This is a genomic window from Roseateles chitinivorans (assembly GCF_002761755.1).
Classification (GTDB): Bacteria; Pseudomonadota; Gammaproteobacteria; order Burkholderiales; family Burkholderiaceae_C; genus Roseateles; species Roseateles chitinivorans.
Window position 1 is genome coordinate 25,228 of the sequence record NZ_PEOG01000014.1, and the last position, 14,641, is coordinate 39,868.

Genomic DNA, 14,641 nt, shown 5'->3' on the forward strand with positions numbered 1-14,641 from the left:
CGCGGCTCGGGCGCGAGGCCCGGCGTCCGCGCGTGGGCCGTCCCGCTCGCCGGGCTCACTTCGGCAGCACCTCGAAGGTGGCGCTGACGCCGGCGCGCTGCACCGGCGCCTGACGGGTGCCGGTCGGCGCGTTGGGGCCGCGCGCCGGACCGGTGCTCGCGCCGAGGAAGTAGCGGCCGGGCTCGGCCCACTCGACGGTGAACTCGCCCTGGGCGTCGGTCTTGAGCTCGACCTCGCCGAACTTGTAGCGATAGCGGTTGCCTTCGCGCACCAGCTTCAGCTGCACGTCGGCGGCCGGCTTGCCATCCAGCAGGAGACGGAAACGGGTCTTGTCGCCATGGCTCAGATCGGTGACCGGTCCCAGCGGCAGCAGCTCCAGGCCGTCGCCCTCGGGCTTGAAGTCGACCTTGCCGGCCTCCTCCTTGCTGACGAAGGTCTGCTGGCGATTGGTCATCACCGTCAGCGCGGTGATCTCGGCGTCGGCCGGCACGTCCTTGGCGAAGCTCGCCGGCGTGCCGCGGAAGCGCTTGGTCTCGCCGCCCTGCTTGTAGCTGCCCATCATCGACTGGCTGACGTTGCTGATGCGCCAGGTGCCGTCCTGCGTCAGCTTCACGTCGAAGCTCTCGCGGTGGCGGGCGGTGCTGCGGTTCTCGGCCTCGACGGACTTGCCGTCCGGCGCGGTGATGCGCAGCGTCTCGAGCTTGAGCGCGCGCTCGAAATTGAAGAGGTCTTCCGAGACCGCCGCGTCGAACGAGGCGACCGGCTCCTTGCCGTCGAAGGCCGCCTTGTTGGGCAGCAGCCAGGTCATGTGCGCATGCGCGGCCAGCGGCAGCAGCGCGGCGACGGCCAGCGCGACGGGGGCGAGGCGGGAAGCGATCGAGGTCTTCGTCATGGTGGAGTGCTCCGTGTCTTGTCGGTGGACGGCGGCCGCTCAGGGCTTGACGTTCAGTTCCAGCGCGCCGAGCTCATGCTCGCCCTGCGCCTTGGCGGTGGCCGCGGCCTTGACCGGCCAGGTCAGCGGCAGGCGCTGCACCTCGCGCCCGCCGGCTTCGCGGCTCGACTCGACGACGATGTCGTACTTGCCCGGGGGCAGCGCGGCCAGCGCGGGGTGCGTGTCCAGCGAGATCGCATGCTCGCCCGGCGCGCGCGTCGCGGCGCTCACGCCGTCGGCGGGCACCGACAGGTTGCGGCCGCCCTGGCGCCACCACTGGCGCATGTCCTTGAGCCACTTGGTGCCGGCGTTGTTCTGCTTCTTGATGTCGTACCAGACCGCCAGCTGCGCGACGGCCGGGCCGGATTCGCCGGCCTTCTCGACCCAGACGGCGATGTAGGGGCGGTGGTACTCGGCCACGTTCAGGCGCGGCAGTTCCAGCTTGAGCTGGACGGTGGCGGCCCAGGCGGACGAGCCGGTGGCCAGGGTGCCCAGGGCACCGATCGTGAGGAGGGTACGACTTGCGGAGCGATTCATGGTCGATGTCTCGGTGAAAGGTCGGGAGGATCCTGGCGATGGCTCGGAACGGGAGAACGGTGGGAAGACCAGGCCCGACGCGCCGCGGCGGGCGCCGGTCGAGGACAGGTCCGGTCAGTGGATCAGCAGCAGCGCCAGCAGCGCGGGAATGACGAGGCCCAGGCCGACCAGCGGCCAGGTGCTGGGCCGGCTGACCGCATGGAACTTCAGGATCAGCAGGCCGGTGATGGAGAACAGCAGGCAGGCGACGGCGAAGAGGTCGATGAACCAGCTCCAGGCCACGCCGGCATGGCGCCCCTTGTGCAGGTCGTTGAAATAGGAGATCCAGCCGCGATCGGTGTCCTCGTACTCGACCTCGCCGCTGTCGCGCGCGATCCGGACCCAGGCGTCGCCGCCGGGGCGCGGCATCGCGAGGTAGACCTCGTCGCGGTTCCACTCGGCGTCCCGGGCATCGATCGGCCGGCCGAGTGCCTTCGCCAGCCAGGCACGCACCGGTGCGGGCACAGCGGCCTTGCTGTCGGCCTCGTCGGCCGAGCGCGGCTTGAGCGTCGCGGCGAGCTCGGCGGGCAGTTGCGCGGTCCTGCTGACGATCGCGGGCTTGGACTCGATGTCGGCGGCATGGTTGAGCGTGATGCCGGTGACCGCGAACAGGATCATGCCGATCAGGCAGATCGCCGAGCTGATCCAGTGCCACTGGTGCAGCTGCTTGAGCCAGGCGGCGCGCGCGGCGGGGCCTCTGCCGGGCTTGGCGGAGGAGGAGGAAGACATGTCGGCCGGCGTCATCGGAACGGTCTCGCGTGCTCAGGTCTCGGCCCAGAGCCGGAGCAGGTTGTGATAGTGGCCGGTGAGGGCGGTGGTCTCGGCATCGTCGCCGAGCCGGCCGCGCAGCTTCTGCACGGTCTGGTCGAGCTCGAACAGCATCGCCCGCTGCCAGTCCTGGCGGATCAGGCTCTGCGTCCAGAAGAACGAGGACACCCGCGCGCCCCGCGTCACCGGCGTGACGCGATGCAGGCTGGTGCTGGCATAGACGATCAGGTCACCCGCGGGCAGCTTGACCTCGTGCGTGCCGTAGGTGTCGACGACCTCCAGCTCGCCGCCGTCGTACTCGTCGGGCTCGCTGAGGAAGAGCGTCGAGGACACGTCGCTGCGCAGGGGCTGGTCGGTGCCCTGCTGGCGCATGATCGCGCCGTCGATGTGGAAGCCGTACTGCTCGCCGCCCTCGTAGCGGTTGAACAGCGGCGCCAGGGTGCGCAGCGGCAGCGCGGCGGAGATGAACAGCGGATGCCGCGCCAGCACCTGCCGGATGTGGGCGCCGATCTCGCGCGCCACCGGATGGTCGACCGGGAGCTGCCGGTTCTGCTTGACCTTCGCGCCCTGCTCGCCCACGGTGGCGCGGCCGTCGGTCCAGTCGGCGGCATCCAGGAGCTTGCGCATCTCGCGCACGTCCTGCTTGCTGAGCACTTCGGGGATGTGAAGCAACATGTCCGGATCGATTCGATTCAGGGGCGGGACGGACGAACGGCCCGCTCCCGCCAGGACGGGAACGGGCCGCGCGTACGCTACCTCAATCCGCTCAGAAGCCGATGTTGGCCATCAGCGTCACGGCACGCGGAGCGCCCAGCACCAGACGGCTGCCGCCGTTGTTCAGCGAGGACATGTATTCCTTGTCGAACAGGTTGGTGACGTTCAGCTGCAGGCTGAGGTTCTTGTTGACGCGGTAGGCGCCCATCAGGTCCACGACGGTGAAGGCCGGCAGGGCCGCCAGGCCGTTGGCCGGCGCGGCGTTGACGGTGACGATGCGCTTCTGCTCGGCCGTGTGACGCACGCCGCCGCCGATGGTGAAGTCGTTCCACTGGTACGAGCTCCACAGCGTGGCCGACCACTTCGGCGTCCAGCGCACGCCATCGGTGGTGGTCTGCACGCCGGTCGTCGAGTTGAAGCTGCGCTGGCTCAGCGCCTTGGCATCCATGGTCTGGAAGCCGGCGGTGATCTGCCAGAAGTTGGTGAGCTGGCCGACCGCCGCCAGCTCGATGCCCTGGACGCGGGTCTTGCCGCTCTGCGTCGCGACATTGGTCACCGCGTCGACGCTGACCTGGCCGTCGTTCTCGGTGCGGTACAGCGCGGCGGTCAGGTTCAGCCGCTTGTGCAGCAGGTCCCACTTGGTGCCGACCTCGTAGTTCTTGGTCTCCTGCGCTTCGGCGGCCGTGGAATTCTGACCCGAGGCGGCCAGCGTCGAATTCGCGCCGCCGGGCGGCGTCAGCGAGTTCGCGGCAGCGGCGTAGACGGTGCCGTTCTCGGACAGCTTGTACAGCGCGGCGAGGTTCCAGCTGGTGACCCACTTGCCGGTGTCGAGCGCGCCGGTGGAGGCGCTGCTGTACTTGACCTTGTAGTGCTCGGTGCGCAGGCCGGCGGTCAGCTTCAGCGCCTCGGTCACCGAGATCGTGTCCAGCGCATAGATCGCGGTGGTGGTCGTGCTGCCCGAGGTGTCGGCGGCGGCATTGCGCACCGAGCCGCCCAGGTCGACATTCGGGTTCGGGTTGTAGAGGTTGGCGACGTTGGTGCCGGCCGGGACCACGGCGGTGTAGCCGCGGTTGTCCTGGCTCTCGTGCATCAGCTCGATGCCGGTGGACAGGTCGTGCTTGATGCCGCCGGTCGCCACCGTGGCGTTGACGCTGGTCTGGTTGGCCAGGATCTCGTTGGTCTGGTTGACGCGCTGGCGCGAGCGGCTGATCGTCCAGGTGCTGCGGTCGGCCGGGTTGACCGCGACGATCGAGTTGATGCCGGTGACCAGGCGGTCCATGTAGGTGCGGCCGTAGCGCGAGACGTTGCGCACCGTCATCTGGTTGCCGATGTCCATCTCGAGCTTGGCGGTGACCATGTCGGCCTTGACGTCCTCGTAGTCGTGGACGCTGCCGTAGAAATTCTTGCGGTCGACCTTGGGCGCGGCCATCAGCGCGGCGGCCTGGGCCGGCGTCACCGTCGCGGACGACACCGCCGTGTAGCCGGGCCAGCCGATCGTCGGGATGCCGCCGTCCGGTCGGTTGTTCTGGCGCAGGTGCTGGGAGTACAGGAAGAAGCGGGTCGGCGTGTTCAGGCCGAAGGCGATCGACGGCGCGATGCCGTAGTTCTTGCGCTTGACCTCGTCGCGGCCGGGGACGCCGTAGTCCTGCCACACCGCGTTCAGGCGCACGGCGCTGTTGTCGAAGATCTTCTGGTTGACGTCGACCGAGGCGCGCTTGCGGCTGGCGTCGCCGATCGTCACCGAACCGTCGATGAAGTCGTCGATCTGCGGCAGCTTGGTGATCAGGTTGATGTAGCCGGCGCTGGCGGCGCGGCCGGTGTCGGCGCCGGCCGGCCCCTTCACCACTTCGATCTGCTCGACGTTGAACACGTCGCGGGTGACCGCGCCCAGGTCGCGGATGCCGTCGACGAAGGTCGAGGTGCTGGCGCTGAAGCCGCGCATCTGGAAGGTGTCGCCGGCGGAGGTGTTGCCGTTCTCGCCCAGTTGCATCGTGATGCCCGGGGTGTTCTGCAGCGCCTCGATCAGCGAAACGGCGCCTTGCTCGCGCAGCACTTCCTTCTTGATCACCGAGATCGTCTTGGGCGTCTCCAACAGCGGCTGGGTCAGCTTGGACGAGGCGCTCTTGTCGGCCTTGTAGGCGGACTGGGCGGTGCCTTCGATCTTCACCTGCGGCAGGTAGGGCGCGGCGGATGCGGAAGAGGCGGTCGAGCCGGCGTCGGCGGGAGCGGGGGATTCGGCGGCGTGGGCCAGGGGGAGGGTCAGGGAGGCGGCCAGTGCGGCCAGCGGGGCCACCGCGTGCTTGCGGCTCTTGATGTAGCGGGACATGGGGGATCGAGCTCCGGGGGGAGAAGTTCTTATGGAATCGGCTCGGCTGGCTGCGCGCTGGCGGCGTCGTCCCGACGCTTCACGGCGCACGGTGGCGGGCCCCTCCCTGATCGCGACTGGCTGGCGGTGGCGGGTGATTGAGGCCGGTTCCGGACTCAAAGGCCGCAAATGCTAAGCATTCTCATTTGAACGTGTCAAAGATTTGCTGCCCGGCAGCAGTTACGCGTGGCGAACGCGCGACGCCGATGTTTCTGCTCGGTAAAGCAAAACCCGCGGGACGCTGTCGCGTCGCGCGGGTTCGAAGGGGGGGCGGCGGGCGGGATGACCGCCAGCTGGTCAGCGCGCCGTCAGTTCAGCGCATCCGGCGACTCGTTCGAGCGATGTTCCGGCAGCTTCGGCGCAGTGCGCAGGCTCCAGACCATCGTGATGGCGAGGATCGCCACCACGACGCCGAGCGACAGCAGCACCGGGATCTTGATGACGTCGATCAGCATCATCTTGGCGCCGATGAAGACCAGCACCACCGCCAGGCCGTAGCTGAGCAGATGGAACTTGGACGCCATCGCCGCGAGCAGGAAGTACATCGCGCGCAGACCCAGGATCGCGAAGATGTTGGAACTCAGCACGATGAACGGATCGCTGGTGATCGCGAAGATCGCCGGGATCGAGTCCACCGCGAAGATCACGTCCGTCATGCCCACCAGCGCGATCACCAGCAGCATCGGCGTGGCGATGCGCTTGCCGTTCTCGATCGTGAAGAAGCGCTCGCCGTCGAAGTTCTTGCTGACCGGCAGCACACGGCGCAGCAGCTTCAGCGCGGGGTTGTCCTCCAGGTCAGGCTCCTTCCCCGCCGCCCACCACATCTTGACGCCGGTGATCAGCAGGAAGGCGCCGAAGAGGTAGAGGATCCAGTGGAACTGCGCGATCAGCCAGCCGCCCACCAGGATCATCACCGTGCGCAGCACGATGGCGCCGATGATGCCCATCATCAGCACCCGCTTCTGGTAGGCCGACGGCACCGCGAAGTAGGTGAAGATCATCAGGAAGACAAAGATGTTGTCGACCGCCAGCGATTTCTCGATGAGATAGCCGGTGATGAACTCAAGCGCCTTGGTGTTGGCGAGGGCCGTGTCGCCGGTACCGTCCCTGACGGCCCACCACAGCAGGCCCATGAAGGCGACGCTCAGCGCCACCCACACCAGCGACCAGTTGATCGCTTCCTTGACGCCCACTTCGTGCGCGCCCTGCTTGCGCAGGACCACGAAGTCGAGGAACAGCGACACCACGACGATGCCGACGAAAACCACCCACAGCCAGGTGGGCACGATCGTGCTCATGAAGACTCCTTGCAAGAACGGGAGCGGCTGTACCGATCCCCGAAACACTCGCGGCAATCGAGGGACCGCCGTCCGGCCAAAAGGTCTTGCAAGGCTGGCGCGGCGCGGGTCGGGAGACCTCGTTCCGGCGTCAGGCGCAGGGCCCGGCTGCCTTCATGGCAACGTACTGACGGGCGTCTGCCGCGGCATGGGCCGCGTGGCTACTCCCCTTTTGGAAGGTTCGGATTATCTTGTGTTGTTGAACATTTCAATTTCGTATTTTCCTGATGACGGCTGCCGGTATGCTGAGCGGCATGAAAACGCTGACCCGTTGGCTGCTCCTGGCAGCCGCGCTGCTGCTGGTGGCGCATCTCTACCCTGGCGTCCAGGTGAAGGGTTTCGTCACCGCGCTGATCGCGGCCTTCGTGCTGGGCTTGTTCAACACGGTCCTGCGACCGGTGCTGGTCCTGCTGACGCTCCCGGTGACGCTGCTGACGCTGGGACTGTTCCTGTTCGTCATCAACGCGCTGCTCTTCTGGGCCACAGCCAGCGTGCTGGACGGCTTCACCGTCGCGGGATTCAGCGCGGCGCTGATCGGCTCGCTGATCTATTCGCTGTGCGGCATGGCCATCGACGTGCTGATCGAGCGGCTGTTTCCCGACAGCGAGTGAGCGGCTCGTCGCTGCCGCCGAGCGCCCTCCGTCGCTCATGAAAAAAGGCCGCTCATCGAGCGGCCTTCGTTCTGGCGGCGCGAAGGCACGCTCAGGGTTCGGCGCCGGGCGGCACTCCGCGGGGATACATCTCCATCAGCATCTGGCGGCGCTCATAACGAAGATCGCGCAGCCGCGAGTCGATCACCGACGCCTCGAACTGGTCGGCCGAACGGGCGCGGCCCTGGCGCTCCGCCGACGCGAGGCGATCGATCGCGCCAGTGATGTCGCCGAGCGCCGCGCGGTTCTCGCCTTGCGCCCGCAGGGAACGCAGCGGCTGGCCCAGCTGTTGCCACAAGGTGCCACTTTCCTGCCAGGCCAGCGCATCCTGCGCGTGCAGCGCGAGGTGCGTCTGCAGCGCCTCGGCCGCCTCCCGCTTCACTTCGGGCCGCGGGTCCGCCTGCGCCAGGTCCGCGCGGATCATCAACATCGGGCGCGAGCGCTCGTTCTTCAGCGGCTCCAGCGCCGCGAAGCCGGCTTCAGGCTTGCCTCGCGCGACCTCCAACTCGGCATGCGCGTAGACGAGCAGCCGCTTCGCCCCCGCGTCGGCGCCAAGCAGGCCCGCCAGCGCATCGGCTGTCTTCAGGGTCGCCTCCGCGCGGGAGAAGTCCCGCAGCTTGATCGACGCGAGCGCGCTGGTGTAGCGCGCGGCGAGCTGATCGATGTTCTTCTCGCCAGCTCTCGATCCGGCGTCCAGGCCCTGGAGCACGCGCCAGGGATCGGTGCGCTGGTCCATCAGCACGCGGGCGCGCGCGGCCATCAAGGCGTGCTCCGAGGTGCCGACCAGCTTGGTTTGTCCAGCCGTGCCCAGCCGCGCCCGCGCCTCGCCGATGCGCTCGCTGGTCAGCGGGTGACTGCGCAGGTAGGGATACGCCCCTGAATCCATCAGGTGATAGGCCTGCTCCATGCGCTCGAACATGCTGGCCATGCCGGCGGGCTGGTAGCCGGCCTGCGTCATGACCTGGAAGCCCACCCGGTCGGCCTCGCGTTCCATGTCGCGCGAGAAGTTCAGCTGGGCCTGCGCCGCCGCGGCCTGACTGGTGACGATCGCGGCCTGGGCGCCGTCGACGCTGCGACTCTTCGCGGCCGCCAGGATGCCCAGCAGCAGGCCCACGGTGGCCAGCGCACTGGTGCGCGCGTCGCCGACGATGCTGCGCGCGATGTGCCGCTGGGTGACGTGCGACAACTCGTGCCCGAGCACCGACGCCAGTTCGTCCCGCGCGCCCGTCATCGCGATCAAGCCCAGGTGCACGCCCACATAGCCGCCGGGCAGCGCGAACGCGTTCACCGAGCGGTCGCGCACCAGGAAGAGTTCCCAGGCGAAGCGGTCGCTGGTGTCGTCGCTGATGTTGCCGAGGCGCCGCGCCGCGTTCACCAGCGGCTGCCAGGTGTTCTGCGCGTACTCGAGCAGCAGCGGATCATCGATGTAGTCGGGGTCCGGGCGGATCTGCCGCATGACCTGGTCGCCGAGCTTCTTTTCGGCGCCGATGCTGACGTCGGCGGACACCGAATCGCCCAGGGCGGGCAGGTTGACCTGCGCGGCAGCGCCCTGGCCGAGCAACGCCGCGCTGAGCAGCACCGCCACGCAACGACGGCTGAAGGGAATGGGGTTCGGTCGCTTCAAGGGATCTCCAGGGCGGGAACTATGATGACGCCTCTTCGGTTTCGCGATTGTTGCCGCGCCCATGAGCTCGCCTCTGACCCATTTTGACGCTGACGGACAAGCCCACATGGTGGACGTCTCCGGCAAGGATGTCACGCACCGCGTGGCGCGCGCGGCGGGACGCATCCGGATGAAGCCGGAGACGCTGGCCTTGATTCGCGATGGGAACGCGAAGAAGGGCGATGTGATCGGCGTCGCCCGCATTGCCGCGATCCAGGCCGCGAAGCGGACGTCCGATCTGATTCCGCTGTGCCATCCGCTGCCGATCACGCGGGTCGCCGTCGAGTTCGAACTCGACGCGGCGGCGAACGCGGTGGTCTGCACCGCGCAGGTCGAGACGCTGGGACGAACCGGTGTCGAGATGGAAGCGCTGACGGCCGTGCAGGTCGGGCTGCTGACCGTCTACGACATGTGCAAGGCCGCGGACCGCGGCATGGTCATGGAGCAGATCCGGGTGCTGGAGAAGCACGGCGGGAAATCGGGCGACTGGACCGCCGAGGTCTGACTCCTCAGCCCCTATCCGCTTGGCTCGCCCGATCAGCGTAGTTCGCGGAAGCTGTACTCGCGCTTCGGCGCTTCGCATTGGAAGGGCTTGGCTGCGGCGCCCAGTTGCGCGACCTCGTCGCATTCGTTGAGCCACTCCTCGCTGGCGACGTTGCGGAACTCGCGCAGGCGCTGGACCAGGTAGCGTGCCTTGTCGGTCTCGCCGACCGCGTTGAGCGATTTCGCCCAGGCCATCAGCAGGCGGGTGTCGATCAGGTGATGGCCGGTCTGCCGGGCCGCGGCCAGGGCCACGGCTCCCGGCGGTTGTACCGTGGCTTCGGCGTAATCGGCTTGGAGCGCGAACAGTGGCGAACGCTGGCCAGCGGCGATGCGGTCGTCGAGCGAAGCCGCACCGGCCGGCGGCGCGTAGATGTGCACGATGCGCAGGTAGTCGATCACGACCAGCGGCACGGCGGCCGCAACCACAAGCCCGAGCGCCGCCAGCCATGGTCGGCGCTGACCGGTCGCCGACGTCGGCTCGGCGACATCCCCCCCCGCCAGGCAGAGCCCATAGGCGAGTGCAGCCGGAAGGAGGAAATAGGCGTACCAGAGGGGGTACTCGAACTGGCTGTGGAGGCCGATCATCGCGACCAGCATGGCCGCGCAACGCGTGGCCGCGCTTCCGCGCACGGCGCGGGCGAAGCCCTTCCACAGGCCCACGGCGAGCAGGGCCAGCGTGAGCAGGCCCAGGGGCAGCCCCATCTCGACGAGCAATTGCAGTTCGAGGTTGTGGGTGTGATCGAAGAACGCGACCGGGCGGTCCGGGAACGGCGTCATCGTCCAAGCGAAGTTGAAGTCTCCCCAGCCGGAGCCGGTCAGCGGGTAGCGCTCCAACAGGCCGATCGCGTTTTTCACGATCGCGATGCGCGACGGAGAACCTGCACCTTCCTCGGACACGCGGGACTGGGCGCCGAAGGCGTGATGGCTCAGGGCGGTGTAAGCCTCAAGCAGCCCCCAGCCGATGGCGAACATGATCAGCGTCGATCCCAGCGCGATGCGCACGCGCGGGGCGAGCCGGGCATCGACCGCGCCCCAGAGGGCGAGCATCGCCACGCCGATCATGCCGGTGCGGGAGGCGCTGAGCAGGACGCAGAAGACGAAGAGAAAGAGCAGCACGTGCAGCGCGACGGTGCCGCGCAGCGCCCCCCCCAGACGACGGGCAAGCCAACCCCCTTGAGCGAGCCACACGGACGCGACGCAGGCCCACATCAGCAGGCTCGCGAGGTGATTGGGCTGGCGCATGTTGCCGACCGCGCGGCCCACGAGCCCCGAGCGCGCGATGAAGGTGCCGTCTGCCAGGGACGGGAAGAACATCTGGACGAAGCTGACGATGACGCTCAGCACGCCGGCACCGACGAGGGCGATGCAGAAGAGCGTCAGCACCTGGTCTCTCTGGTTGGCCACCACGGCCCGACCGGTTTGCACTGCGAGCAACGCACCGAGCAGCATCGCAATGCTGGTCAACGACATGGACCAGGGGAGTCCATGGGTGAACGGCGCCGCCAAGGCGACGGCGGTCATCAGCAGCAGGGAGAGGGACACGCCGTCGTTGCGCCAGCCTGCGCGCAGGGAGCGCCCCCACGCGAGACCGGCGACCAGCAGTCCCAGACCAGCGAACGCCGTCAGTTGGTTATAGAGCGTGGCTGACGGCGTCTGGTTGTAGGCGATCAGCGGGGCGAGCGTGACGCCAAGCAGGAGGCCTAGCAGGGTGAGGAACTGGCGGTGCGGCTCCATAGCCGTGGCAGGGAAATCGGCGGCGGGCGCCATCGCGGAGAGCGTCATGGACGATCCGGGTAATGAGGTAAGGGCGGAACTCTACCGCCCAGCAGCCAGTGCGACCGCGCCGCGATGCAACGGCAGGTTCAGAAACCGTCGACTGCTGCGAAGCCGATAGGATCGCCGGTCGACCTGTCCAGCAGCACAGACCAATCCGTGCGACGCGCCAGCATCGGGATGTAAATCAGTTGCTCGATGGGCTTGCCGGTCTTGGCAACGGCGGCGCGAAGTTCCGCCGCTTGGGCAGGGTGCTTCGCCAGTAGCTCGGTCACCGGCTTACCCACTCTCAGCGCCTGTGCGCGGCCGCGCCCATCCCACTCCTGCCAGAAACTCGGCCGCATGCCAAGATCCGCGCCGCCAAACGCCGTGAAGATGGCCTCCATCTTCTCTTCGTCGGTGACATCGCGAGTGTTTGCCAGTCGCGGGCCAGTCATCGACAGCGAGCGCAGGGACTCGGGCGCCTTCGGAAGTTCCTGCTCGATCACGCTGGCGGCGATCACGGCGCGAAAGCGGTCTCCTTCGAGGGCAAGCACCACGGGCCTAGCGATAAACATGGTGTGCGCCCCGAAGGCCAGTCCTGCCAATTGCAGAGCCACAACCACCGTCATGTCTCTCCACAGCTCGCCGGGCGGTTTGCGCCGGTCAAACACGACGAGCGTGATCAACGGGCCCAGGACGGCGTCCACGCCCACGATCAACAGGAACAGGCCGGTGCCGCCGGACACCTCGCTGTATGGCCACGGATACCAGAGCAGGAACACCGCAGCCGCGACGGATGCCGCCACGATCAGCGTGAAAGTGAAATGGAGCAACGACGCCTTGAGGCGTCCGCGCAGCGTGGGCATCATGGGCGAAACCGAATCGGAAAAGCGCCGATTGTGGCGCGCCAGAAATGACAAACGGGGCCTAGGCCCCGTTGTTCATCCGTGAACGGACTTATTACTTGCAGCTTGCGGCCACGTACTTCTTGTCGATCGTGGTCGAGCAGACCCACTTCAGGCTTTCCTTCGTGCCATCCTGCGAGGCCGTCAGGACAATGTCACCCGTCGCATCCGGCACAGTCGACGTGGCGGTGATCACGCCAGCAGCATAGGTCACGCCGCTCACGAATTGGCTCTTGATGTTCTCCGTCGGGATGTCGGTCTGCAGCTGCGGGATCGAGCCCTTGACGGTGAAGAACTCCTGAACGGCGGCCTTCGGCTGGGTCGCGGCAGCCATCACTTCCGAGACCTTGGTCTTGGTGATGTAGTCACGATACGCTGGCAGAGCCACAGCAGCCAGGATACCGATGATCGCCACGACGATCATCAGTTCGATCAGGGTGAAACCTTGTTGAACGCGCTTCATAAACACTCCAAAGAGAGATTAGGGGTAGAGACGAGTCCTGTGTACGCAGGGGCCGTGCCAGCCGCCTTCCCTCTCCACTCCGTGACCCACTTCACGGCCTGTCGGAAGCGGCCTGACTTCAAGTGACCATTTTTGTCAGTCGATCTGCCACGATTTGTCAGCCGCTTGGCCCCTGCCAAACTTTGTCGCCCGAGGCATGTCGCCCCCGAAACGAAGCCGCCCGCAGCGAAGACCAGTGCGGGCGGCGGACGTGAGGAGGAGCCAACTTCAGGCTAGCGAGAACTCCTGGAAGTTCTCCAGAGCAGAGAGGCGATGCGTCGTACGCAGAGCCATCACCGCCTCCATCACCGCCTCCCGCTCACCGGGCTTGATGTGGGTGATGTGTACGTCAATCGAACCGCCCAGCTTCGCCAGTTCATCCCGCAGGGTCGTCGGGCACAGGTGTTTGCTGATGCCGGCAAGTCCGCATTCATCGTCGCCAAACGCGCATTCGATGACCAAGTGGGCAACCTTGATCTCCGACAGCCGCTTCCAGAGTGCCGGATTCGGACCGGTGTCCCCAGTGAAGACCCAGTGTCCGGTGGCGCCTCCGTCGACGGCAAAACCAACGGCTGGCACCGTATGCGCAGCGGTGAGCACCTCGATGTGGCGACCGCCGCCCAGGTCCAGGCGGTCACCCACCGCGAACTCGTGGAAAGTCAGCGCCGGCCGCTGGGGCGAGGGCAGACGGGTGAAGTCCGGCCAGATCACGCCGTTGAACACATGGGCCCGGAGCGCTTCCAGCGTTTCCGGAAGCGCGTGGACCTTCACCGGCGGGCGACCCGCCTGTGCGCGTCGGCGCTGGACCGTGTCGGCCAGCAGACCAATCGCCAGGACGTGGTCGAGATGCGAATGCGTGACCAGGATATGGTCGACCTTGGCCATCGCCTCCACGGTGAGCTCGGCCACGCCGCTGCCGGCGTCGATGAGTACATCGTCGTCCAACAGGAACGAAGTGGTCCTGTAGCCGGCCGCCAGGGCGCCGGCGCAACCGAGCACGCTAATCTTCATGCGCGGGACTTTAGAGGCAGCGTTGCGCGGCGCTAAGCGCCGAATCCTCGAATCGGGGACTTATTGCCGTCGCTTACGTGACGCCGCCGTTGTGCCGTGAAAACCTGCACGCGTGTCGGTAATCGACCGACAGCGCCGAATCATCTCGATACAGGATTGGCGGCGATCCACCGCCCGATGTCGCCGAAACGGCCGTGAAAAAGGGGCTCGCGAGCCCCTTGATCAATCCCGTGAAGCGAGAAGCCTCAGACCTGCACGAACTGCATCTGCGTGCCGGCCAGCTCGATCACGTCACCGTTTTTCAGCGGGACCGACTCGGCGGTCAGCGGCGCGCCGTTGACCACCGGTCTGGCGCCCCCTTCGACGTGCGCGAAGACATAGCCGCTGGGCCGCTTGGTAATCGACGCGACCTGCACGCCGGGCTTGCCGACCGTCGTGACGACCTTCGTCAGCGTAACCTCACGACCGGCTGCCGGCCCGTTCAGCACCTTGATGGCCGCAGGCGCAGTCGAGACCGGCGCCGGTCCCAAACCACCGAACGAAGACGGCAGTCCAAAACCGCTGCTCGGGGCCGTGCCCGGGCGCAGGATCATCGTCTTCTCGTAATCGGCGTTGTCCTCGACCAGATACTTGATCTTGTACTTCCCGACTTCGATCACGTCGCTGTGCGAGAGCAACTGCTTCTTGATCGCCTTGCCGTTGATGTACGTCCCGTTGGTCGAGTTCAGATCCTCGATGAAGACATCCGCGCCAACCATCTGCAGCACGGCGTGCTCGCCGCTGACCGCCAAGTTGTCGATGACGATGTCGTTGTACGGCCGACGGCCGAGCGTGGTCTTGTCCTTGGTGACCTGCACTTCCTTGATCACCACGCCGTCGAGCGACACCACCAGCTTGCCCATGCTTGACCTCGAGTCCTGT

14 protein-coding genes are annotated in these 14,641 nt (G+C 67.0%); 2 read left to right on the forward strand and 12 right to left on the reverse strand.

Features of this window, described 5'->3' with window-relative positions; all coding sequences use genetic code 11:
- Positions 1-55: 55 nt before the first annotated feature.
- From CS062_RS06645 to CS062_RS06670, 6 genes are all read right to left on the reverse strand, one after another.
- Entirely contained in the window at positions 56-892 is an 837-nt protein-coding gene (locus CS062_RS06645; protein WP_099860659.1) for a DUF4198 domain-containing protein, read from the reverse strand.
- Positions 893-931: 39 nt separating this feature from the next.
- On the reverse strand, positions 932-1,468 hold the full coding sequence (locus tag CS062_RS06650; protein WP_099860660.1) for a DUF2271 domain-containing protein: 537 nt from the start codon (positions 1,466-1,468) through the stop codon (positions 932-934).
- Positions 1,469-1,582: 114 nt separating this feature from the next.
- A complete protein-coding gene (locus CS062_RS06655) occupies positions 1,583-2,236 on the reverse strand; it encodes a PepSY-associated TM helix domain-containing protein (protein ID WP_099860734.1) in 654 nt (217 codons plus the stop codon).
- 33 nt (positions 2,237-2,269) lie between these two features.
- Positions 2,270-2,950, reverse strand: coding sequence for a Fe2+-dependent dioxygenase (locus CS062_RS06660; RefSeq protein ID WP_099860661.1), 681 nt, complete (start codon positions 2,948-2,950; stop codon positions 2,270-2,272).
- A 91-nt stretch (positions 2,951-3,041) separates the two neighbouring features.
- Positions 3,042-5,315, reverse strand: a complete 2,274-nt coding sequence (locus CS062_RS06665; RefSeq protein ID WP_099860662.1) for a catecholate siderophore receptor Fiu — start codon at positions 5,313-5,315, stop codon at positions 3,042-3,044.
- 347 nt (positions 5,316-5,662) lie between these two features.
- Entirely contained in the window at positions 5,663-6,652 is a 990-nt protein-coding gene (locus tag CS062_RS06670; protein ID WP_099860663.1) for a TerC family protein, read from the reverse strand.
- A gap of 293 nt (positions 6,653-6,945) precedes the next feature.
- On the opposite strand from CS062_RS06670, the gene CS062_RS06675 reads away from it, so the two are divergent.
- Complete coding sequence (locus CS062_RS06675; RefSeq protein ID WP_099860735.1) at positions 6,946-7,302, forward strand: phage holin family protein; 357 nt, start codon at positions 6,946-6,948, stop codon at positions 7,300-7,302.
- 91 nt (positions 7,303-7,393) lie between these two features.
- On the opposite strand, the gene CS062_RS06680 is transcribed toward CS062_RS06675, so the two are convergent.
- Positions 7,394-8,965, reverse strand: coding sequence for a M48 family metalloprotease (locus tag CS062_RS06680; protein ID WP_158238688.1), 1,572 nt, complete (start codon positions 8,963-8,965; stop codon positions 7,394-7,396).
- A 61-nt stretch (positions 8,966-9,026) separates the two neighbouring features.
- Between CS062_RS06680 and moaC the strand changes: the two genes are divergently transcribed.
- The gene (moaC, locus tag CS062_RS06685; RefSeq protein WP_099860737.1) at positions 9,027-9,509 is read left to right on the forward strand and encodes a cyclic pyranopterin monophosphate synthase MoaC; all 483 of its coding nucleotides are present in this window, start codon (positions 9,027-9,029) and stop codon (positions 9,507-9,509) included.
- A 32-nt stretch (positions 9,510-9,541) separates the two neighbouring features.
- On the opposite strand, the gene CS062_RS06690 is transcribed toward moaC, so the two are convergent.
- The 5 genes from CS062_RS06690 to CS062_RS06710 all read right to left on the reverse strand — a co-directional run bounded on the left by CS062_RS06690 (position 9,542) and on the right by CS062_RS06710 (position 14,622).
- Entirely contained in the window at positions 9,542-11,329 is a 1,788-nt protein-coding gene (locus tag CS062_RS06690; RefSeq protein ID WP_099860665.1) for a PglL family O-oligosaccharyltransferase, read from the reverse strand.
- Positions 11,330-11,409: 80 nt separating this feature from the next.
- A complete protein-coding gene (locus tag CS062_RS06695) occupies positions 11,410-12,171 on the reverse strand; it encodes a pilus assembly protein (RefSeq protein WP_099860666.1) in 762 nt (253 codons plus the stop codon).
- Positions 12,172-12,262: 91 nt separating this feature from the next.
- Positions 12,263-12,670, reverse strand: coding sequence for a pilin (locus CS062_RS06700; RefSeq protein ID WP_099860667.1), 408 nt, complete (start codon positions 12,668-12,670; stop codon positions 12,263-12,265).
- Between the two features lie 267 nt (positions 12,671-12,937).
- The gene (locus tag CS062_RS06705) at positions 12,938-13,720 is read right to left on the reverse strand and encodes an MBL fold metallo-hydrolase (RefSeq protein ID WP_099860668.1); all 783 of its coding nucleotides are present in this window, start codon (positions 13,718-13,720) and stop codon (positions 12,938-12,940) included.
- Positions 13,721-13,965: 245 nt separating this feature from the next.
- Positions 13,966-14,622, reverse strand: a complete 657-nt coding sequence (locus CS062_RS06710; RefSeq protein ID WP_091730306.1) for an FHA domain-containing protein — start codon at positions 14,620-14,622, stop codon at positions 13,966-13,968.
- Positions 14,623-14,641 lie beyond the last annotated feature (19 nt).